This is a genomic window from Saccharopolyspora ipomoeae (assembly GCF_029952525.1).
GTDB classification, from domain to species: Bacteria; Actinomycetota; Actinomycetes; order Mycobacteriales; family Pseudonocardiaceae; genus Saccharopolyspora; species Saccharopolyspora ipomoeae.
Genome location: NZ_JASAOF010000010.1, coordinates 142,412 through 164,379, shown reverse-complemented (window position 1 = coordinate 164,379; position 21,968 = coordinate 142,412). Strand labels below are relative to the sequence as shown.

General features: G+C 70.9%; 17 protein-coding genes. 11 read left to right on the top strand and 6 right to left on the bottom strand.

The annotated features are described in order from the left end of the window. Positions 1 to 3 precede the first annotated feature (3 nt). From QFW96_RS17475 to QFW96_RS17450, 6 genes are all read left to right on the top strand, one after another. The gene (locus QFW96_RS17475) at positions 4 to 822 is read left to right on the top strand and encodes an N-acyl homoserine lactonase family protein (protein ID WP_281456736.1); all 819 of its coding nucleotides are present in this window, start codon (positions 4 to 6) and stop codon (positions 820 to 822) included. A 56-nt stretch (positions 823 to 878) separates the two neighbouring features. Further along, on the top strand, positions 879 to 1,313 hold the full coding sequence (locus QFW96_RS17470; protein WP_281456735.1) for an FmdB family zinc ribbon protein: 435 nt from the start codon (positions 879 to 881) through the stop codon (positions 1,311 to 1,313). Between the two features lie 96 nt (positions 1,314 to 1,409). Next, complete coding sequence (locus QFW96_RS17465) at positions 1,410 to 2,789, top strand: MFS transporter (RefSeq protein WP_281456734.1); 1,380 nt, start codon at positions 1,410 to 1,412, stop codon at positions 2,787 to 2,789. Positions 2,790 to 2,810: 21 nt separating this feature from the next. Further along, positions 2,811 to 3,980, top strand: coding sequence for an acyl-CoA dehydrogenase family protein (locus tag QFW96_RS17460; protein ID WP_281456733.1), 1,170 nt, complete (start codon positions 2,811 to 2,813; stop codon positions 3,978 to 3,980). 26 nt (positions 3,981 to 4,006) lie between these two features. After that, the gene (gene fabG / locus QFW96_RS17455) at positions 4,007 to 4,735 is read left to right on the top strand and encodes a 3-oxoacyl-ACP reductase FabG (protein ID WP_281456732.1); all 729 of its coding nucleotides are present in this window, start codon (positions 4,007 to 4,009) and stop codon (positions 4,733 to 4,735) included. Between the two features lie 479 nt (positions 4,736 to 5,214). Then, positions 5,215 to 5,412 carry a hypothetical protein gene (locus QFW96_RS17450; RefSeq protein ID WP_281456731.1) on the top strand — a complete coding sequence of 66 codons (198 nt, stop codon included), beginning with the start codon at positions 5,215 to 5,217 and terminating at the stop codon, positions 5,410 to 5,412. Between the two features lie 39 nt (positions 5,413 to 5,451). Here the strand turns inward: QFW96_RS17450 and QFW96_RS17445 are convergent, their stop codons facing one another. Then, the gene (locus QFW96_RS17445; protein ID WP_281456730.1) at positions 5,452 to 6,240 is read right to left on the bottom strand and encodes a LuxR C-terminal-related transcriptional regulator; all 789 of its coding nucleotides are present in this window, start codon (positions 6,238 to 6,240) and stop codon (positions 5,452 to 5,454) included. A gap of 139 nt (positions 6,241 to 6,379) precedes the next feature. Between QFW96_RS17445 and QFW96_RS17440 the strand changes: the two genes are divergently transcribed. Further along, complete coding sequence (locus QFW96_RS17440; protein ID WP_281456729.1) at positions 6,380 to 8,071, top strand: AMP-binding protein; 1,692 nt, start codon at positions 6,380 to 6,382, stop codon at positions 8,069 to 8,071. A 96-nt stretch (positions 8,072 to 8,167) separates the two neighbouring features. Here QFW96_RS17440 and QFW96_RS17435 read toward each other — a convergent pair whose 3' ends face one another. Genes QFW96_RS17435 through QFW96_RS17425 form a run of 3 tightly spaced genes read right to left on the bottom strand, consistent with a single transcriptional unit; the run spans position 8,168 to position 11,686 of the window. Beyond that, positions 8,168 to 9,145 (bottom strand): glutathione S-transferase family protein, encoded by a 978-nt coding sequence (locus tag QFW96_RS17435; protein WP_281456728.1) that lies wholly within the window; start codon positions 9,143 to 9,145, stop codon positions 8,168 to 8,170. Positions 9,146 to 9,203: 58 nt separating this feature from the next. After that, entirely contained in the window at positions 9,204 to 10,490 is a 1,287-nt protein-coding gene (locus QFW96_RS17430) for an MFS transporter (RefSeq protein ID WP_281456727.1), read from the bottom strand. Between the two features lie 2 nt (positions 10,491 to 10,492). Then, positions 10,493 to 11,686 carry a M20 metallopeptidase family protein gene (locus QFW96_RS17425; protein WP_281456726.1) on the bottom strand — a complete coding sequence of 398 codons (1,194 nt, stop codon included), beginning with the start codon at positions 11,684 to 11,686 and terminating at the stop codon, positions 10,493 to 10,495. A gap of 124 nt (positions 11,687 to 11,810) precedes the next feature. Between QFW96_RS17425 and QFW96_RS17420 the strand changes: the two genes are divergently transcribed. The 4 genes from QFW96_RS17420 (at position 11,811) to QFW96_RS17405 (ending at position 16,526) form a co-directional block, all read left to right on the top strand. Continuing rightward, positions 11,811 to 12,833, top strand: coding sequence for an Lrp/AsnC family transcriptional regulator (locus QFW96_RS17420; RefSeq protein ID WP_281456725.1), 1,023 nt, complete (start codon positions 11,811 to 11,813; stop codon positions 12,831 to 12,833). Between the two features lie 401 nt (positions 12,834 to 13,234). Continuing rightward, on the top strand, positions 13,235 to 14,599 hold the full coding sequence (locus tag QFW96_RS17415; protein WP_281456724.1) for a family 2B encapsulin nanocompartment shell protein: 1,365 nt from the start codon (positions 13,235 to 13,237) through the stop codon (positions 14,597 to 14,599). Beyond that, complete coding sequence (locus QFW96_RS17410; protein WP_281456723.1) at positions 14,596 to 15,660, top strand: family 2 encapsulin nanocompartment cargo protein terpene cyclase; 1,065 nt, start codon at positions 14,596 to 14,598, stop codon at positions 15,658 to 15,660. The genes QFW96_RS17415 and QFW96_RS17410 overlap by 4 nt, the downstream gene beginning before the upstream one ends. 20 nt (positions 15,661 to 15,680) lie before the next feature. Beyond that, complete coding sequence (locus QFW96_RS17405) at positions 15,681 to 16,526, top strand: geranyl diphosphate 2-C-methyltransferase (protein WP_281456722.1); 846 nt, start codon at positions 15,681 to 15,683, stop codon at positions 16,524 to 16,526. A gap of 71 nt (positions 16,527 to 16,597) precedes the next feature. Here the strand turns inward: QFW96_RS17405 and QFW96_RS17400 are convergent, their stop codons facing one another. Beyond that, positions 16,598 to 17,905 carry a M1 family metallopeptidase gene (locus QFW96_RS17400; RefSeq protein WP_281456721.1) on the bottom strand — a complete coding sequence of 436 codons (1,308 nt, stop codon included), beginning with the start codon at positions 17,903 to 17,905 and terminating at the stop codon, positions 16,598 to 16,600. Next, complete coding sequence (locus QFW96_RS17395; protein ID WP_281456720.1) at positions 17,902 to 21,786, bottom strand: Pls/PosA family non-ribosomal peptide synthetase; 3,885 nt, start codon at positions 21,784 to 21,786, stop codon at positions 17,902 to 17,904. Before QFW96_RS17395 ends, QFW96_RS17400 begins: the two co-directional genes overlap by 4 nt. Positions 21,787 to 21,968: the final 182 nt, after the last annotated feature.

The following is a 21,968-nucleotide window of genomic DNA, read 5'->3' as shown; positions in this document are numbered from 1 at the left end:
GGCATGTCCGACAACGACAAGATCAAGGTCACCATCATCCCGACCGGAACGATGCACGCCGATCTCACGTGGCTGCTCATCGACCCGTCCCGGATGGCCACCCAGGCGCAACCGTCGAAGCAGCGCGACTGGGTCCCGGTGCCCACCCACGTCGTCTACCTGGAACATCCCAACGGCCAGAAGCTGATGTGGGACGCGGGCGTGCCCCGCGACTGGGAGGACCGCTGGGGCCCGACGGGCCTCGACCAGTTCTTCCCGGTCGACACGGTGCCCGAGGAGGAGTGGCTGGATTCCCGCCTCAAGCAGCTGAAGCTGGAGCCCAGCGACATCGACTACCTGGTCCTGTCGCACCTGCACATGGACCACGCCGCCAACGCGAAGTTCTGGCAGCGCGCGGGCACGAAGATCCTCGTCGACGAGCGGGAGAAGGAGGGCGCGTTCTCCTTCGACGGCTACAACAAGGGCGCCCACATCAAGTCCGATTACGACGGCCTGGAGCTCGACACGGTCCGCGGCGACACCGAGCTGCTGCCGGGCGTCACGCTGCTGAGCACACCGGGCCACACGTGGGGCACGATGAGCCTGCAGGTGGACCTCGCCGACAGCGGGACGATGATCTTCGCCTCGGATGCCTTGTACCGCAAGGAGTCCTACGGCCCACCGGCGATCGGCGCCGGCATCGTCTACGACTCGGTGGCGTGGCTGGAGTCGGCCGAGAAGATCCGCGGCATCCAGGAGCGCACGAACGCCCAGGTGATCTACGGCCACGACCCGGAGCAGATCACCCAGCTCCGCACGGGCCCGGGCAACTACTACACCTGACGCGCTTCCCGGTCGGCCCCGCGCGCGGGGCCGACCGGTCTCCTGGAGGAGCAGCCATGCCGATGTACGACTACACCTGCACCTGCGGCATCACCTTCGAGCGGAGGGTCCCGTCGTGGTCCTCCCCCGCTCCGCCCTGCCCGGCCTGCGGCACGACGACCCGACGCCGCCCGCCGTCGCCGGCGATGCACGGCCGAGCCGCCCCACCGCCGGACCTGTCCGCGACCCCGAAGTCCTGGGAGGGACTCAACAACGGCGACCGCGACACGATCACCCACTGGCGCCGCGCAGCGGAAACCCGCCGCGACTTCGAGTCCCGCCACCCGGAGCACCGCACCCGCAAGGAAGCCATCGCAGCCCACGAAGGCCACTTCGAACGAAACCCCCTCACCTACAGGGAACTCGCCGCCAGAGCGGCCACCACCGGCAACGCCAACGAAGCAGCCCGAGAAGCCACCCGAGCCCGCAAGACCGGCAGCGAGCAGGTTTAGCGGGTGGTGAGCAACTGGTAGCTTGTCAACCGCGTCTGCCAGCACCCGCGGGATCCGGGCTGGCCTGTTCGAACACGTCACGACCGAGGCGAACCGGTGAGCGGTGAAGGCACCACGAGGCTGAGCCGGTCCCTCGTGGCCACGGCGTTGGCCGGGGCGGTCATCGGGAGCGTCGGGGCGCCGCTGATCACTCCGGTGGCCACCGGGTTGCACGTGTCGTTGAGCGCCGCCCAGTGGACGTTGACGGTGCCGCTGCTCACCGGCGCCATCGCCGGTCCGGTTCTGGGCAGGCTCGGCAGCGGGCCGTACCGGCGAATCACGATCCTGATCACGCTCGCCCTGGTCGTGGTGGGCGGGCTGCTGACCGCGCTGCCCCTCCCCTTCGCCGCGCTGATGATCGGCCGTGGTCTGCAGGGGCTCGGAGTGGCGGTGGGTGCACTTCTGATGAGCGTCGCCCGCGCGCACCTGCCGCCCGAACGCTCGGGATCGACGATCGCGGCGCTGTCGGTCGCCTCGACCGTCGGAATCGGTGTCGGCTACCCCGTGATCAGCCTCCTCGACCAGGTCGCGGGACTGCGCGCTGCCTACGGTCTCGGGTTCCTGCTGTCCGCCGCAGCCCTGGTGATCGCCTGGCGCGCGTTGCCGGTCGAGGCGCCCGGCGCGCGGCCCCGCATCGACGTCCCCGGTGCCGCGCTCCTCGCGCTCGGCACGCTCGGCGTCCTGCTCGTCGTGGCCGAACCGGCGATGTGGGACCCGCCCTGGCCGGCCGGAGGTGTTCTCGCGGGTTCGGCCGGGATTCTCGTCGGCTGGGCGGTCATCGAGCTGCGCACCCCGGATCCGCTGGTGAACCTGCGCCTGCTCGTTCGAGGCCCGGTGCTGCGCGCGAACCTGGCGATGCTCATCGCGGGGATCGGCTTGTACCTGCTGTTCAGCCTGCTCACCCGCTACGTGCAAACGCCCGCAGGGGCGCACTACGGGTTCGCCTTGCCCAGTGTGGCGGCCGGTGCGGCGCTGATCCCGTTCTCCCTGCTGGGGTTCGCGGCGGGCAAGGCCCAGCCCGCGCTGGTCTCACGCCTTGCCGAGCGCGGAACTTACGCGCTCTCGACGGGAATCGCCCTGGCCGCCGCGCTGCTGTTCGCCGTCGCCGACCAGTCGCTGCCGCTGGTGCTCGGGGCGATCGCGCTGCTCGGTTTCGCCGTCGGAGGCATCTCGTCGGTGATGCCTCGACTCGTTCTGACCGGCGTTCCGCACGGCGAGACCGCCAGCGTGCTGTCGATCAACCAGATCTCCCGCAGCATCGGCTTCAGCACCGGCAGCGCCACGGCCGGATTGCTGCTGACCACCGCCACACCGAGCGGAACGCTGCTCCCCGCCCAGAGCGGCTACACCGCGGCGGCGCTGTGGGCCTCGCTGCCGCTGGTGCTCAGCGCGCTCATCGTCGCGGGATTCCGGCCCGGTCGGATGGACTCCGGGTGATCCGTGAGCGACGGTGGGGGGATGGACACCGAAGTTCCCGATGACGTCTTCCGGGACGTTCTGGCGCAGGTCTCGGACTTCGTGCGCAGTCGTGTGCTGCCGCGCGAGACCGAGATCATGAACGCCGACGCGATCCCCGCGGACCTGCGGGCGCAAGCCGCCGAGATGGGTTTGTTCGGCTACGCCATCCCGCAGGAGTGGGGCGGGCTCGGCCTGAACCTGGTGCAGGACGTCGAGCTGGCGATGCAGCTCGGCTACACCTCGCTGGCGCTGCGGTCGATGTTCGGCACCAACAACGGCATCGCCGGTCAGGTGCTGGTCGGTTTCGGCACCGACGAGCAGAAGGCCCGCTGGCTGCCGCGCATCGCCTCCGGTGAGGTCGTCGCGTCGTTCGCGCTCACCGAGCCCGGCGCCGGGTCCAACCCGGCCGGGCTGCGCACCACCGCCACGGCCGACGGCGACGGCTGGACCATCGACGGCGGCAAGCAGTTCATCACCAACGCCACCGAAGCCGGGCTGTTCGTGGTCTTCGCGCGGATGCGACCGGCACCGGAGACCGGCAACGGCATCGCGGTGTTCCTGGTTCCGGGTGATACGCCGGGCATCGAGGTCAGCGGCCACGACGCGAAGATGGGTCAAGAGGGCTCGCGGACCGCGTCGGTGACGTTCTCGCAGGTCCGGGTCGGCCCGGAGGCGCTGGTGGGCTCCGACGGGGACGTCGGCTACCGGGCGGCCATGACCTCGCTGGCGCGGGGCCGCATCCACATCGCCGGGCTCGCCGTCGGGTGCGCGCAGCGGGCCCTGGACGAGTCGGTGTCCTACGCCGCCACCGCCACCCAGGGCGGGACCGCGATCGGGGACTTCCAGCTGGTCCAGGCCATGCTCGCCGACCAGCAGACCGGGGTCATGGCCGGGCAGGCGCTCGTCCGCGACGCCGCCCGCAAGTACCTCACCGGCGAAGACCGCCGCATCGCCCCGTCGGCGGCGAAGCTGTACTGCACGGAGATGGCGGGCAGAGCTGCCGACCTCGCCGTGCAGATCCACGGCGGCACCGGCTACATGCGCGAAGTCCCCGTCGAACGCCTCTACCGCGACGTCCGGCTGCTGCGGCTCTACGAGGGCACCAGCGAGATCCAGCGCCTCATCATCGGCGGCGGCCTGGTCCGCGCCGAGCAGAAGCGCACGTCGTGACCACCGCTCCCGCAGAGAGGAAACCCATGCTGTCCGGACGCACCGCCGTCATCACCGGAGCCGCCCAGGGCATCGGTCTGGCCATCGCCCGCCGGTTCGCCTCGCACGGCGCCCGAATCGTCATCGGTGATCTCGCCGAGGACACCGCCCGCGGCGCCGCCGAATCCCTGCCCACCGAGGCGTTCGGAATCCGCTGCGACGTCACCTCCAGCGAAGACGTGTCCCGACTGCTCGACGCCGCCACCGACCGCTTCGGCTCGCTCGACATCATGGTCAACAACGCCGGCATCACCCGCGACGCGACCATGCGCAAGATGACCGAGGACCAGTTCGACGAGGTCATCCGAGTCCACCTGCGCGGCTGCTGGAACGGCACCAGCCAAGCCGCGGGCATCATGCGCGAAGCAGGTGGCGGCTCGATCATCAACCTGTCGTCGATCTCCGGCAAGGTCGGCTTCATCGGCCAGACCAACTACTCCGCCGCCAAAGCGGGCATCGTCGGCCTCACCAAGGCCGCCGCCAAGGAAGTCGCGTCCAAGAACGTCCGCGTCAACGCGATCCAGCCCGGCTTCATCGAAACCCCGATGACCGAAGTGATGCCCGACCACGTCAAGGACCAGAAGCTCGCGGAAATCCCGATGGGCCGCACCGGCACGGCGGACGAAGTGGCCGACGTCGCCACCTTCCTCGCCAGCGACATGTCCAGCTACATGACGGGCGCGGTCCTCGAAGTCACCGGCGGACGCCACATGTGACCCGTCTCGTGGGTGGGGGAAGTTTTCATGAAAACTGCGCTCTGTCTCAGGACGGGAGGTTTTCATGAAAACTTCGTCTCTCCTGGGGACGGAGCCCCCTCAGGGGAGTCCCGTGGCCCTAGGTGTGGGGACAGTTTTCATGAAAACTGTCCCCACTCATGCGACCGCACCGATCGTCTGATCCGGCCTGCGGTAGCGGCAGTCAGGTCGTCCTGTCGCATCGCGCGGTGCGCCTGGACTCAGTGCGGTCACCAACCGGTGCGCGTCGTCGGCTTCCAGAGCCAGCACCGCTGCTCGATCCAGGTGAACCTTCGAAGCGTCCCAGCGGTTCACCGGCATGCTCAACCACCCGAGGTATTGGTGGAGTTCGGAGAGCAGACCCACGGCGTGACGACGCACGTCGCTTCGCGCGCATCGGGCCATGCGCTGGACGAGGTCGGCGCTCCCGGTGCGACGACCGCGTCCGCTTGGAGTCGGCGATGACGCCCGAACGCCGACTCGCGGTGCTGGTCCGCAAGACCCAACGGCTCCTCGACGAGGTCGCCTACCAACTCGCGGGCCACCAGTGCACCCGAGCCGATCGGGACTCCACGGCCGAGGTGCTCGACGAACTCGCAGCAGCGCTGCGACAGCGGCCACTCCCCGCACAGGTCATCGACGGGACGCAAACGGAATGATCGAGCCAGGACCGGTTCTGATCGGAATCGGCCCCCGCACTACAGAAGACCCGCTTTGCGGGCTTCGTGGACTGCTGCTGTGCGGTTTCGGACTCCGAGTTTTCGGGTGGCGTTGCGGAGGTAGGTCTTGACCGTCTCGGGGCTGAGGCCGAGGCGGGCGGCGATCTCGACGTTGGAGGCGCCGATCTCCACCAGGCGGAGGGCTTCGAGCTCGCGGGGTGCGAGGGTGATCGCCGGAGCGGCGTCGTCGCCGGCGAGCCGGCGGTGGATGCGGGTGAGGCGGGCGCGCAGGGCGTCGTCCCCGGTCTCGGCGATGACGGCGGCGAGCTCGGCCAGCGGATCACCCGCCAGGCCCGGATCGGGGCGCAGGCGCTCCTCGACGTCCCGGGCGAGTTGCGCGGCGGCGACCTCGGCCGTGCGCAGGGCGCGGTCGCCGACCGGCCGGTGGTCGCGGGCGGCGCCGTAGAGGACGCCGCGGACCGACTCGCCGATCGTGATCGGCAGGGCGAACACCGACGTCAGCCGCTCCTGGCTGACCACGATCGGGTCATACTCGTGGGTGATGTCGGCGGTGCGGGCGTAGTCCTCGACCCGGTGCGCGGCGCGGTCCCGCAGCACCCGGCCGCCCAAGCCGCTGCCGGAACCGACCTCCAGACCGCGCAAACCAGTCCCGAACGTGCCACGCAACCGGCCGATGACCAGGCGTTCCGGTGTCGTCGACGTGCCGCCGCCGAACACCACCGGGATGCCGGTCGAACGCGCCAGCCAGCGCAGCCGCTCCGGCAGCAGCCGATCGATCCACTCGGCCGCCGCGACGTCGTCGTCCATGCGCCCTCCCCGCCGGTGCATCACGCTGGAATATCCGGTGAGCACACGATCGCGCTACCCCCATGTGTGGGTAGTGTCCGACCCGGTGGTCGGTGCACCCTGCTCACCGACAGCGTCGTCGCACTCGAAGGGGATCCGCATGGACGTCACCGGCGCCTACCGGGAAAGTCGCGACCAGCTCCTGGGGCTGCGCGGTGAGCACGCGCGGGCGGTCACCGAGTTCCGCTGGCCGGAGCTGGGCGACCGGTTCAACTGGGCGATCGACTGGTTCGACGCGATCGCACGAGGCAACGACCACCCCGCGCTCGTGATCGTCGAGGAGGACGGCTCCGAGCTGCGGCGCAGCTTCGCCGAGATGGCCGCCGCCTCCGACCGCCTCGCCGCGTGGCTGTCCGACCGGGGCGTCCGCCAGGGCGACCCGGTGGTGCTCATGCTCGGCAACCAGGTCGAGCTGTGGGAGTCGATGCTGGCGATCATGAAGCTGGGCGCGGTGATCGTCCCGACCACGACCGCCGTCGGGCCCGCCGAGCTGATCGACCGGATCGCGCGCAGCGGCGCCGAGCACGTCATCGCCAACGCCGAGGACACGGGCAAGTTCGCCGAGGTGCCCGGCGACTACGGGCGGATCAGCGTCGGCCCGGCCGACGGGTGGGCCGACCTGCGCGAGGCCGCGAAGCTGCCCGCCTCGCCGGTGGATCACCCGGGGACCGCTCCGGGCGACCCGCTGCTGTACTACTTCACCTCCGGCACGACGTCGCGGCCCAAGCTCGTCGAGCACACCCAGATCTCCTACCCCGTCGGGCACCTGACGACGATGTACTTCCTGGGCCTGCAGCCCGGCGACGTGCACCTCAACATCTCCTCGCCCGGCTGGGCCAAGCACGCGTGGTCGTGCTTCTTCGCGCCGTGGATCGCCGAGGCCACGATCCTGGTGGTCAACTACCGCCGCTTCGACCCGGCGATGCTGCTGGGACGGCTCCGGGAGCAGGAGGTCACGACGTTCTGCGCGCCGCCGACGGTGTGGCGGATGCTCATCAACTCCGACCTCGGCGAACGCCCCGGGACGCTGCGCGAGGTCATCGGGGCCGGCGAGCCGCTCAACCCGGAGGTCATCGACCAGGTCCGGCGCGCGTGGGGGCTGACGCTGCGGGACGGGTTCGGGCAGACCGAGACCAGCGCGCAGGTCGCCAACACGCCCGGTTCGGAGGTGCGGCCCGGTTCGATGGGCCGCGCGCTGCCGGGCGTGCCGGTGGTGCTGGTCGACCCGGCCACGGGTCAGCCGGTGGCGGGCACCGGGGAGGGCGAGATCTGCCTGGACCTCTCGCAGGAGCCGCTGTCGCTGATGACCGGCTACCGCGACGACTCCGAGCGCAACGACGCGGCGATGGCCGACGGCTACTACCACACCGGTGACGTCGCCACGATCGACGCCGACGGCTACATCACCTACGTCGGGCGCACCGACGACGTGTTCAAGGCCAGCGACTACAAGATCAGCCCGTTCGAGCTGGAGTCGGTGCTCATCGAGCACCCGGCGGTGGCGGAGGCGGCCGTGGTCCCGGCGCCGGACCCGGTGCGGCTCGCGGTGCCCAAGGCCTACATCGCGCTCGCGCCCGGGCACGAGGCCGACGAGTCCACGGCGTTCGAGATCCTGCGCTACGCGCGCGAGCACCTCGCGCCGTACCAGCGGGTTCGGCGGGTGGAGTTCTTCGAGCTGCCGAAGACGATCTCCGGCAAGATCCGCCGCGTGGAGCTCCGCGCCCGCGAGGAGGACGAGAGCACGCACCCGACCGAGTGGCGCGACGACCAGTTCCCCGACCTCAAGAGCTGAGTCCTGGGCAGCGGGACGGTTTTAGCCATAATCACCCATGATCAATGTCCGTTTTGTCCGGACAATTATGGCTAAAACTGTCCCGATGCCGGACCCTCACACCAAGTCCGGGACGCGCTCGGACTCAGGCGGCGGGCCGGGTGGGGTGCCGTTGCCGAAGGGGCGGCCGCCCAAGCGGTCCCGGCCGTGCGGGTGCAGGAGGTCGGACAAGTCCGGACCTGCCGGGACGATGCCGGACGGGTTGAGGTTGCGGTGCACCACGTAGTAGTGCTCCTTGATCTGCGGGAAGTGGATCGTGTCGCCGAAACCCGGTGTCTGGAACAGGTCTCGCGTGTAGTCCCGCAGCACCGGCATCTCGGTGATCTTGTGCCGGTTGCACTTGAAGTGCCCGTGGTAGACGGCGTCGAACCGCACCAGCGTCGGGAACAGGTGCACGTCGGCCTCGGTGATGGTGTCGCCCACGAGGTAGCGCTGCCCTGCCAACCGGTCGGAGAGCTGGTCCAGGGCTTCGAAAAGGTCGGTGAAGGCCTTCTCGTGGGCTCCCTGGGTCCGGGCGAAACCGGTCTTGTAGACGCCGTTGTTGACCCGGAACACCAGGTCGCCGATCTCATCGATCTCGCCGCGCAGGTCCTCCGGGTAGAGGTCGGGTGCGCCGGGCCGGTGGTGCTCGCGCCACTCGCTGGACAGGTCGAGCGTGATCTGCGGGAAGTCGTTGGTGACGACCTGACCGCTGGGGATGTCGACGATCGCCGGGACCGTGATGCCCTTGGCGTAGTCGGGGAAGCGCGCCAGGAACGCCTCCTGCAACCGCTCGATGCCCAGCACCGGATCGCGCCCGCCGGGGTCGAGGTCGAAGCGCCAGCTGCGCTGGTCGTGGGTGGGACCGGCGATGCCCATCGACAGCACCGGTTCCAGCCCGAGCAGCCGCCGCACGATGACGGCGCGGTTCGCCCACGGGCAGGCCCGGGCCACCACCAAGCGGTAGCGCCCGGGCTCCACCGGATATCCGTCCCGCCCGTCCGCGGTGATCCGCGTCTTGACGTAGTTCATGTCCCGTTCGTACTCACCGGCCATGCCCCGATCGTCCACTGCCGACCGCGCTCCCGCCAAGCTCGGCGGGACGACCGGCGCGTCAGGCGGGCACGGCCTCCACCGGTGCGGGTGCGCGGGCGGTGTCGGCCAGCAGGACCGCCGACAGCACCGAGACCGCGGCGACTCCGATGAGGTAGTAGGCCGGGGCCATCGGGTTGCCGGTGGATTCCACGAGCGTGGACAGGATCAGCGGCGTCGATCCGCCGAAGATCGACACCGCGGCGCTGTAGGCCAGCGACAGCCCGCTGTAGCGCACCTTGGTCGGGAACGCCTCGGCGATCGCCGTGGAGATCGCCGCCAGGCTCGGCGCCATCAGCAGCCCCAGCAGCACGTACGCGAGCGTGATCAGCGCGAACTCGCCGGAGAGGATCAGCTGGTACATCGGCACGGCCAGCGCCATCAGCGCCAGCGGGGTGGCGATCAGGAACGGTTTGCGCCGTCCGATGCGGTCGGCCAGCAGCGCCCAGGCCGGGCAGGTCAGCAGAAGCGCGGCGATGCCCACCAGCATCGCGCTGAACATGTCCACCTGCGGGATGTGCAGGTTCTTCACCAGGAACGCCGGCCAGAACGCCTGGACCATGTAGGTGCACGTCGTACCGGAGATGATCAGACCGATCACCTTGAGCACGTTGGGCCAGTGCTCCCGCAGGGTGATCAGCAGCGGAGCGCCGCTGTCCTCGGCGGATTCGGCCTGGAACTCAGGGGTCTCGTCCAACTTCAGCCGCAGGTACAGCCCGATCGCACCCAGCGGCAGGGTGATCAGGAACGGGATCCGCCAGCCCCACTCGGTGAGCGCCTCGGGCGTCAGCGCCAGCGACAGCAGCGCGCCGATCACGGTGGCCACGAGCGTGGCCGCGTACTGGGTGAACATCTGCCAGCTGCCGTAGAAGGTGCGCCGGTTGCGCGGCGCGTACTCGACCATGAACGCCGTCGCGCCGCCGAACTCGCCACCCGCGGAGAAGCCCTGCACCACGCGGGCGATCACCAGCAGGATCGGAGCCGCCAGGCCGATCCCGTCGTAGGTGGGCAGCAGGCCGATGATGAAGGTGGCCACCGACATGCCGATGATGGAGATCGACAGCGTGGTGCGCCGCCCCATCCGGTCGCCGTAGTGGCCGAAGATCAGCGCGCCCAGCGGGCGCAGCACGAACGACACGCCGAACGCGGCGAAGGTGGCGATCAGGCTGTTGCTGCCCGGGAAGAAGTTCGCCGCGATCGCGGCGGCGAAGAACCCGTAGAGCCCGAACTCGAACCACTCGATGAAGTTGCCGATGGAAGCCGCGAGCACCGCCTTGCGGCGCACCGGCCGGGGCACGGAGTTGGTCATGATCATCTCCCCACGTGGGTGCGGGCCAGGGCGAGTTCGGCGTAGGCGGTGGCGCCGTCGGCGAGCACCGCGTCGTCGAACAGCGCTGTCGGCGAGTGGTTGTAGTCGGCGGAGTCCGGGTCGATGCCCTCCGGAACCGCGCCGAGGCCGATGAAGCTGCCGGGCACCTCGTCGAGCACGCGGCAGAAGTCCTCCGAGCCCGACAGCGGGTTCACCAGGGTCTGCTGCCGCTCCTCGCCGAAGAGCTCGCGGATGGTGCGGTCGGCGAAGGCCGTCTCCTCGGCGTCGGTGCTGGTCGGCGGGTATCCCGGCCGGTAGTCGACCTCGACGTCGACGCGGTGCGCCGCGGCCACCGCGCGCAGCACCTCGGCGGAGCGCTCCCGCATCCGCTCGCGGGACTCCGGCGAGAAGGTGCGCACGGTGGCGCCGAAGGTCGCGACCTCCGGGATGACGTTCACCGCGGTTCCGGCGTGCAGCGAACCGACGGAGAGCACGACCGGGTCGAACATGTCGAACTGCCGGGTCACCATCGTCTGCAGCGAGGTGATCATCTCGCTGATCGCGGCCACCGGGTCCTGCGTCCGGTGCGGCGCCGATCCGTGCCCGCCGGTGCCGCGCACCTCCACGTGCAGCTCGTCGGACGCCGAGAGCATCGTGCCGGGCCGGGTGACGAACAGGCCCTGCGGCGCGTTCGAGGAGAACACGTGCATGCCGTACGCGGCGTCCACCCGGCGTCCGGAGGCCTCCAGCACGCCCTCGTCGACCATGATCCGCGCGCCGTCGCAGCCCTCCTCCCCTGGCTGGAACATCAGCACCACGTCGCCGCCCAGCCGGTCGCGGTGCGCGCTCAGCAGCCGGGCCGCGCCGATGAGCATCGTGGTGTGCAGGTCGTGGCCGCAGGCGTGCATGGTGTCGCCGGTCCGCGAGGCGAAGTCGAGCCCGGTGCGCTCGCGGACCGGCAGCGCGTCCATGTCGGCGCGCAGCAGCACGGTCGGCCCGTCGCCGCCGCGCAGCACGCCGGTCACCGAGGTGGTGTCCCGCCCGGTGCTGATCTCCAGCGGGAGGTCGTCGAGCGCGGCCAGAACCCGTTCCTGGGTTCGCGGCAACCGCAGCCCGACCTCGGGTTCCCGGTGGAACTCGTGGCGCAGCGCGATCAGCTCGTCGTGGATCGCCCGCGCGTCCTCGTGCACAGTCAACTGCTACCTCCGGACGTGACCTGCTTCATAACGGCATCGGGGCGCGTCAGTGTGCGATGTCTGCCGGGTCCGAGGTGTTGAATCGCAGGATTCGTGCAACGACCGCCGTCCGGAGAGGTGATTCGTGCGTTCCCGTGCGCCCGAGCTGGCAGAAGAGGACCTCGCGCTGATCCACGCGCTGCAGATCGCGCCGCGCGTGAGCTGGGCCGAGGCCGCGCGCGTGCTGGATTCGTCGCCGACGGCGCTGGCCGCCCGGTGGCAGCGGCTGCGCGCGGCGGGCCTGGCGTGGGTGACGGTGCACTCCGGCGAGCAGTCGCGGGACGTGGTGGCGTTCGTGGACCTGCGGGTGGACCCGATCCACCGGCCCGAGGCCATCGAGCGCCTCTCCCGCGATCCGCGAGCGGTCTCCGTCGAGGAGACCGCCGGGGGCCGCGACCTGGTGCTGACCGTGATCGTCCCGGACTACGACTCGCTGGCCGCGTTCACCCTCGACGACCTGCCGACCACCCCGGGCGTGCGCGAGGTGAACACGCACGTGGCCACCAAGGTGCACCGGCAGGGTTCGGACTGGCGCCTCGACGCCCTCGACCGCGAGCAGCAGGCCGCGCTGCGCGACGCCGCCCGCCACGCCGAAAGTCCCGCGCGGGGGCGGATCCCGGACTCGTACTGGCCGGTGGTGCAGCGGCTGGCGCAGGACGGCAGGCAGAACGCGGCCGAGATCGCCCGCGCGCTGGGCCGCGATCCGGCGACGGTGCGCAGGCAGGTCGCCAGGCTGCTGGCCACCGACGCCCTGGCGTTCCGCTGCGAGGTCGCCGGACTGCGCAGCCGCTGGCCGATCGTGTGCACGTGGTTCGCGCAGGTCCCGATGACCGACCTGGACCACACGGTCCGCTCGCTGTCGACGCTGCCCGAGCTGCGGCTGCTGGTGTCCACGGCCGGCCAGTCGAACCTGATGTTCCTGCTGTGGGCGCGCTCCTCCGGCGACCTCATGCGCGTCGAGCGCTCGGTGAACGAGAAGCTCCCGTGGCTGCGCCTGTCCGAGTCGGTGCTGACGCTGCGGACCCGCAAGCGCATGGGCTGGATCCTCGACCGGCACGGACGCGCCACCGGGGAGCTCGTCCTCCCCCGCACCCTCCAACCCGGCTGACCGGGGAGGTGGTCACCGAGGGCGTCGAGAATTCGCCCCGGCACCACCGCTTTCAACTTCTCCGGAGAACGTCTCCGCGAATCGATTCGCGCCACTGTGGACACTCCCCGGATGGCGGTCACACATTTATCTGTACTGGCGCGAAATTCACTGCCCTAAACTCACAGCTGCCCAAGAGGAGAACGATTCCGCGGGAGAGCACTGCGTTCCCGCGCGTCGAACTCACCTCCGGTGAACCACTTTCATCCACGCATCAGCGATTTCCACCTCCGCAGAACGACATCGACGATCTCGTCGCCGCGCGCCCGGACCACGCCTCGGACGCTCGGAAACCGCGCGGTCGAGTTCACCGACGAAAGGTTCGTGACGTGACTGCACCCCCAGAGGACCAATTCTCATCGTTGCAGACCGAAGCGGCCCGGCTGCTGGCGACCACGACCAAGACCCCGCCGCAGATGCAATCCATCAGCTCGCGGCACCTGCTCAACCAGCTCCCCTGGGAGACCGTCGAAGGCGGCACCTACCGGGTGAACCGGCGCCTGCAGCACAAGGTCGGCCGCGGGCGCGTCTCGTTCGTCCAAGAGGGAACCGACGTCCGCGTCATCCCGGAGACGCTGGTCGAACTGCCGCCGCTCCGGGGTTATTCCGATGTGGACGTGCTGGAGCGCATCGCCCGGTCGTTCACCACGCGAGCGGTCGCGCCGGGCGACGTCCTCGCGGAGGAGGGTGCTCCCGTCCGGGAGGTGTTCATCGTCGCGCACGGCCGGGTCGAGCGGCTCGCGACGGGCGAGTACGGGACGGTCGACAAGTTGGGCGTGATCACCGATGGCACGCATGCCGGTGACGAAGCGCTCGGCACCGAGGAGCCGACCTGGTCGACCACGCTGCGCTGCGCCACCGCGGGCACGGTCCTGGTGCTGAGCTGGAACGCCCTGGTGGAACTGCGCGCCAACGCACCGGGGCTGAGCGCGCACCTCGCGGAGTTCGCCCGGCGGCGGGACCTCCCGCAGAACCGCAAGGGCGAGGCCGAGGTCGCGGTCTCCGCCGGCCACGCGGGCGAGGTCGGTCTGCCCGGGAGCTTCGTCGACTACGAGCTGGCCCCCAGGGAGTACGGCCTGTCGCTGACGCAGACGGTCCTGCAGGTCCACACCAGGGTCGCCGACCTCTACAACGACCCGATGAACCAGACCGAGGAGCAGATCCGGCTCGCCATCGAGGAGATCCGCGAGACCCAGGAGCACGAGCTGGTGCACAACCACGACTTCGGGTTGCTCCACAACACGGCCTTCGACCAGCGGATCTCCACCCGCGGCGGGCCGCCCACCCCGGACGACATGGACGACCTGCTGTCCATGCGGCGCTCCACCGACGCCTTCTTCGCGCACCCCAAGGCGATCACGGCGTTCCTGCGCGAGTGCAACCGCCGCGGCCTGATCGTCAACGCCACCGAGCTCGACGACGGTTCGAAAGCCCTCACCTGGCGCGGTGTTCCGGTGTACCCGCTGGGCAAGATCGGCGTCACCGAGCACAACACCTCGACGATCATCGCGATGCGGCGCGGTGCGCGCAGGCAGGGCGTCGTGGGCCTGCAGCCGGGGCCGCTGCCCGACGAGGTGCAGCCGGGGTTGAACGTGCGGTTCATGGGCATCACCGAGCAGGCCATCGCCCGCTACCTGGTCACCGCCTACTACAGCGTCGCTCCGCTGGTCCCGGACGCGGTCGGCCTGCTGGAGCACGTGGAGATCGGACGGGAGGAGCCGCTGTGATCGAGCTCGTCCAGCACGACACACCGGTGCCCTCCCGGCAGCAGCACACCGACGGTGTGTGGGGCACCAGCGCGTGCACCCCGCCGGGGGCGCAGCCGAGGACGACGCCGTTGTACTGCCCGCCAACACCGCCCGAACGGCCAGAGCTGGCCGCGGAGCTCAACCGCCGGGTCATCGTCTGGATGACCGAGATGGGGCTGGCTTCCGAGGAGAACGTCGCCGGCGTCCACGACCACGATCCGGGGCGCGGGATCACGCTCTGCCACCCGGGCGGCGACGACGTCGAGCGGATGACCGCGGCGACCAAGATGATCATCGCCGAGACCGTGGTGGACGACTACTACTGCGAGACCAACAGCCGCCGCGCCGCCGACGACCAGCAGATCGGACCGAACCTCTCGATGGCCCAGTCCGCGATCGACGCGCCGTGCCTGACCGGCACCCACCAGGCGCAGTGGGACAAGCGCCGCGACGACGACCCGGTGCTCAGAGCCCAGCACGACGCCTTCAACGACCTCAAGAGGTTCAGCACGCCCGCCCAGGCGCGGCGCACCACGCACGACATCGCCCAGCTCTACCTCGGCTACAACGCCGAGAACGGGTGGCGGCTGATCAACCGGCTGCCCCCGGCCTGGCAGTACCTGGCCAACCGGCAGATGAACTCGTTCCGGCCGTGCCTCGCGCTCACCGACATGCTCGACGGCTACGAGCTCCCGCCGGAGCTCTACGCCCATCCCCTGGTCCAGGACTGCACCGCTCGCGCTTCGCTGATCGCCACGCTGCACAACGACCTGGCCTCCTGCGAGCGGGAGATCCGCGGTCCCGGGCTGCCGTTCAACCTCCCCGCCGTGATCCAGGCCGAGGAGCACATCCCGCTCGACGAAGCGTTCGTCAAGTCCTGCGAGATCCACAACGAGCTGATCCAGGAATTCGAGGCCGACACCGAACGCACCACCAGCGCCCTCCCCGATCCGACGGTGGCCCGCTACCTGACCGGTCTGTGGGCGTGGATCGCCGGATGCAGGCACTGGCACTTCACCACCGCACGCCACACCGCGTAACCAGGAAGGACTAGGCCCACATGAGCACGAACACCTCGGTCGCCAGCCACTACCAGGGCAGTGTCGCGGACTACTGGAACAGGGAGGCCAACCCGGTCAACATCGAGCTCGGCGAGGTCGACGGCTACTTCCACCACCACTACGGCATCGGTGAGCCGGACTGGTCGGTCGTGGAAGGCGATCCGGGCACCGCGCGCGAACGAACCACCCGGGAACTGCACCGCTTGGAGACCCGGCAGGCCGTGTTCCTGCTCGACCACCTCGGCGAGGTGCGGCCGGACCAGCGGATCATGGACGCCGGGTGCGGGCGCGGCGGTTCCTCCTTCATGGCGCACGACCGGTTCGGCTGCCAGGTCGACGGCATCTCGATCTCCCGCAAGCAGGTCGAGTTCGCCACCGAGCAGGCGAAGGAGCGCGAGGTCGAGGGCAAGGTCGCGTTCCACCTGAAGAACATGCTCGACACCGGCTTCGAAACCGGGTGCATGCAGGCGATCTGGAACAACGAGTCCACGATGTACGTGGACCTGCACGACCTGTTCGCCGAGCACGCCCGGTTGCTTGCGCGCGGCGGCCGCTACGTGACGATCACCGGCTGCTACAACGACGTCTACGGCCTGCCCTCGCGGGCCGTGTCCACCATCAACGCGCACTACATCTGCGACATCCACCCGCGCTCCAACTACTTCCGCGCCATGACCGCGAACAGGCTGGTGCCCACCGAGGTGGTCGACATGACCGAGATGACGCTGCCCTACTGGCGGCTGCGGGCGAAGTCCCCGCTGGCGACCGGGATCGAGCAGACCTTCATCGACGCCTACACCTCCGGCAGCTTCCAGTACCTGCTCATCGCCGCCGACCGCGTCTGACGCGTCCGGGACCATCGGGGCCGAGCGGCGCACGACCGCTCGGCCCCGATCGCCGCTGGTCGCAGGCCGGATCAGGCGGGCAGCGGCGGGAGCTCCTCCTCGTGCAGCCACGCGGTGAAGAAGCCGCCGGGGACGCCGAACTCCGCGGCGAGGGCGGTGAAGTCCGATGTGGACACCGTGCCGTGGCGGTGGTCGGTGGCCCAGCGGTGCAGGAGCGCGAAGAACGGCCGGTCACCGAGCTCGTGGCGGAGCGCGTGCAGGGTGATCGCGCCGCGCTTGTAGACCTGGGGGTCGAACATCCGGTCCACGCCCGGGTCGGCGATGACCAGGTCACCGGCGATCCGGGCGTGCCAGTCCGCCGCGTGCTGCTGGGCGGTCGGACCGCCCGAGCGCTCCGACCAGAGCCACTCGGCGTAGGTCGCGAAGCCCTCGTTGAGCCAGATGTGCCGCCAGTCGGCGAGACCGACGCTGTTGCCGCACCACTGGTGCGCGAGCTCGTGCACGACGAGGCGTTCGTGGGTGCGCCGCCCGTCGACGTGGTTCGCGCCGAAGATCGAAATGCCCTGGGCCTCGACCGGGTCGTCCAGGTCGTCGTCGGTGACCACCACGACGTACTCGCCGAACGGGTACGGGCCGAACAGCTCCCGCAGGAAGTCCATGATCTCGCCGTGGCGGCCGAAGTCGTGGGCGAACGCCCCGGCCAGCCGCGCCGGGATCGCCGCGCGCTGCGGCACCTCGCCGGAGCCCAGCTCCACCTCGTCGTACAGGCCGACCTGCACGCTCATCAGGTACGTCGAGGTCGGTTCGGGCCGCTCGAAGACGTGCGTGGTGGTGCTGCCGCCCCGCTTCTGCGACCGCGGGTTCCCGGTCACCTGCACCGAGAACGGCGATGCGGTGGTGAACGAGACCCGGTAGGTGGCCTTGTCGGCCGGGTGGTCGTTGCACGGGAACCACGACGGCGCGCCGATCGGCTGGGCGGCGACCATCGAGCCCTCGGTCAGCTCCTCCCACCCGATCTCGCCCCAGCGGCCGCTGATCGGCGCCGGGGTGCCCGAGTACCGGACCTCCACCCGGAACCGGGCGCCGTCGGCGATCGGCCGCTGCGGGCGGATGCGCAGCTTGCCGCCGCTGTGGGTGTACTTCGCGGGCTTGCCGTCGACCTGGACGCGGCGCACCCGCAGGTCACCGAGGTCGAGGCTGAACCGCAGCAGGGGCTGCGTCGCGGTGGCCGCGATGCGGGCGTGCCCGCCGAGCCGGTTGGGCCCCACCTGGTAGTCCAGGTCGAGGTCGTAGTGGGTGACGCGGTAGCCGCCGTTGCCGTGCTCGGGCAGGTAGGAGTCGGTCGATCGATCCGCACCCGGTGCCGGAGCAGTGCTCAACGATCGCGTCCCTTCCCGTTCGTCCAGACCGTGATCGGGTTGCCGAGCCAGCGGGTGCGGGCCGGAACCTCGTCGCCGCGGGTCACCAGCGAGCCGGGGCCGATGGTGGTGTCGGATCCGATGCTCGCGCCGGGCAGCACGATCCCGTGCGGCCCCAGCGTAGCGCCGGCCTCCAGGCTCACCTCGTCCAGCCGCATGACGCGGTCGTGGAACAGGTGGGTCTGCACGACGCAGCCGCGGTTGACGGTCGCGCCGTCGCCGAGGCGCACCAGGTCGGCCTCGGGCAGCCAGTAGGTCTCCAGCCACACGCCGCGGCCGATCTCGGCGCCCATGCTTCGCTGCCACAGCGTCAGCAGCGGGGTGCCCGCGGCGGAACCGATCAGCCACGGCACGGCCAGGACCTCGACGAACATGTCGGCGAGCTCGGTGCGCCACACGAACGAGCACCACAGCGGGCGCTCGCCGTCCCGGTAGCGCCCGATCAGCAACCACTTCACGGCGGTGGCCACGAGGCAGGCGAGCAGCCCGGCGCCCAGCACCACCGGTCCGGCCAGCAGCGCGGCGCCGAGCAGGCCGAGGCTCGCGTGCAGCTGCGCGAGCGCGAACAGCACCAGCACCGACAGCGCGACGCTCACCATCACCGGCACGATGCGGAACAGCTCGACGACCGCGCGGGCGATCTTGAGCCGCAGCGGTGGCGCGAAGGTGCGGCTGCGGTCACCGCCGTCGACCGAGCGGCGCAGCGGCATCGGCGGCATGCCCAGCCACGACGAGCCCTTCTTGGCCTTGCGCGGTGTCGAGGACAGCACGCCGACCAGGCCGCGCTTGGGCACCCGGCGTCCGGCGGCGGTCATGCCCGAGTTGCCGAGGAACGCCTGCTTGCCGATGCGCGCGGGCGCCACGTGCAGCCAGCCGCCGCCGAGCTCGTAGGCGGCGACCATCGTGTCGTCGGCGAGGAACGCGCCGTCGGCGACGTTGGTCATCTTCGGCAGCGCCAGCACCGTGGAGGCCTCCACGTCGCGGCCGACCTTGGCGCCCAGCAGCCGCAGCCACACCGGTGTGATGAGGCTGGCGTAGAGCGGGAACAGGCCCACCCGCGCCATGTCCATCAGCCGCTCGGTGGTCCACGCCTGCCAGGCGACGCGGCCGTGAACGGGGTGGTAGCCCTCGCGCAGCCCGATGCTCAGCGCGCGCACGCTCACCAGCACCAGCAGCGCGTAGCTGAGGAAGTAGGTGATGCTCGCCAGCGGCACCACCGGCAGCACCCGCAGCAGCGCGGTGCTCAGGTCCGGCGACCCGGTCAGGGCGCGGGCGAGCAGGACGACGCCCGGAGCCGCTGCCAGGACCGGCAGCACGCCGAGCAGCATCGACGACAGGCCGTAGAGCGCCACCCAGGTCCGCGACCGCGGCGGGCGGCTGGTCGGCCAGTCCTGGGTGGACCTGGCGACGCGACTGGCCGGGGACCCGGACCAGCGCTGACCGGCGGGCACCGAGCCGTGCACGGTGGATCCGGCGGCGATCTCGGCGCGCTTGCCGATGCGCGCGCCGGGCAGCAGGGTGCTGCGCGCGCCGACGCGAGAGCCTGCGCCGATGCGGATCTTGCCGATCCTGACCTGGTCGCCGTCGACCCAGTAGCCGGAGAGGTCCACCTCGGGTTCCACGGCCGCGCCCTTGCCGATCTTGAGCAGTCCGGTGATCGGCGGCGGTGTGTGCAGGTCGACGTCGTCGGCGACCTGGGCGCCCAGCGCACGCGCGTAGAACGCGGTCCACGACGCGCCGGAAACGCCGGTGGCGCCGGAGAACTCGGCGAGCTGCTGCGCCGTCCACAGTCTCAAGTGGACGCTGCCGCCGCGCGGGTAGCTGCCGGGCCGCACCCCGTCGAGCAGGAAGCGGGCGCCCACGGCCGAGATCGTGATGCGACCGGCCGGGGTGAACAGCACCGCCCACGCCCCGGCGATCCACCACCAGGGCACCGCGGGCAGGAAGTCCACGGCACCGATCCAGGTCAGGACGTTGCCGAGGGCGGCGAGCGCGGTCAGCCAGCGCAACCCGACCAGCGAGAGCATCGGCAGCAGGATGAGCAGCTGCAGCAGCCCGGTGCGGCGCGGAGTCGGGGTGACCTCGTGCTGCGGGTTGTCGGTGGCGGCGTCCAGCGCGTCGAGGTGCGCGGCGAGCCCGCCGAGCGTGGGCTCCTGGTAGATGTCGGCGACCGACACCTGCGGGTGGCGCGTGCGGATGCGGGCGATGAGCTGCGCGGCGGTGAGGCTGCCGCCGCCGTGGGCGAAGAAGTCGGCGGCCGGGTCGGCGACCTCGACGCCGAGGATCTCCGCCCAGCCCTCCGCCAGCCACGACTCGGTGGCCGACAGGGTTCCGCCGGGGCCGGTGTTGGGCAGCGGCCAGGGCAGGGCTGCGCGGTCGACCTTGCCGGACGTGCGGGTCGGCAGGTCGTCGATGGCGGCCAGCAGCGGCACCAGCGCGGCGGGCAGGCGTTCCTGCAGCTGCCGCACGGAGGCGTCGTGGTCGAACTCCGCGCCGCTGGGCACGACGTAGCCGACGAGGACCTGGTTGCCCGCGGCGGTGGTCTGCACGGCGGCGGCCGCCCCGGCGACGTGCGGCAGCGCGGCCAGCGCCGCGTCGACCTCGCCGAGCTCGATCCGCCGCCCGCCGAGCTTGACCTGCTCGTCGGCGCGGCCGACGAACAGCAGGCCCTCGGGTTCGGCGCGCACCACGTCGCCGCTGCGGTAAGCGCGGTCCCAGCCCAGGGAGGGCAGCGGGGCGAACTTCTCGGCGTCCTTGGCGGTGTCGAGGTAGCGGGCCAGGCCCGCGCCGCCGATGACGAGCTCACCGGTCTCGCCCATGCCGACGGGCTGCCCGGCCTCGTCGACGACGGCGAGCCGCCAGCCCGCCAGCGGCAGGCCGATGCGGACCTCCTCGTCGGCGCTGAGCTGGGCGGCGCAGGCCACGACGGTGGCCTCGGTGGGCCCGTAGGTGTTCCAGACCTCGCGTCCTTCGACGTCGAGGCGTTCGGCGAGCTCCTGGGAGCAGGCCTCGCCGCCGAGGATGAGCAGCCGCACGTCTTCGAGGGCTTCGACCGGCCACAGCGCGGCGAGGGTGGGCACGGTGGAGACGACGGTGATGCGCTGGGCGACCAGCCAGGGGCCGAGGTCGACGCCGGTGCGCACGAGCGCGCGGGGCGCGGGCACCAGGCAGCCGCCGTGCCGCCACGCCAGCCACATCTCCTCGCAGGAGGCGTCGAAGGCCACCGACAGCCCGGCCAGCACCCGGTCACCGGGCCCGATGGGTTCGTCGGCGAGGAACAGGCGGGCTTCGGCGTCGACGAAAGCCGCGGCCGAGGCGTGGCTGACGGCCACGCCCTTGGGCTTGCCGGTGGACCCGGAGGTGAAGATGATCCACGCGTCGTCGTCGGGGGTGGGCGCGCGCCGGTCGCCGCCCGGCGTGCGGCGCAGGTCGAGGGCGTTCCCGCCGGTCAGGACGGCGCACACGTCGGCTTCGGTGAACACGAGCTCGGCGCGGTCGTCGGGGTCGTCGGCGTCGACGGGCACGTAGGCCGCGCCCGCGGCCAGCACGCCCAGGATCGAGACGTAGAGCTCGGCGGTGCCGGAGGGGATGCGGATGCCGACCCTGTCACCTGCGCCGATGCCGCTGTCGGCGAGACGGCGGCGCACGGCCTCGATCTCGCCGGTGAGTCGGCGGTAGGTCAGCGCCCCGGTGCCGTCGTCGATCGCGGCGGCGTCGGGGTGGCGCCGGGCCGTGGCGTGCAGGACGTCGATCAGGGTGCGGCGGTCGGAGGTGGGGTCCGACCAGTAGACAGCGCTGGTCGAGGTCTCCTGCAGGGATTCCCGTGCCGTGGTCAGCGTCACCGCGTCCGCCGTTTCGCCGGCTGCGCGGTCCTCGAACTACGTGTGCCCACGGTATCCCTCTCCTGTCGTCTCCGGCGCGTGCTCCGAACGACCCACGCGCGGCAGGCTGAACAGCCTACGATCTCCCGAAGATCGATGCCGCACCACACGCCTGGCCACGTGCCGGTTGTCACACTCCAGCG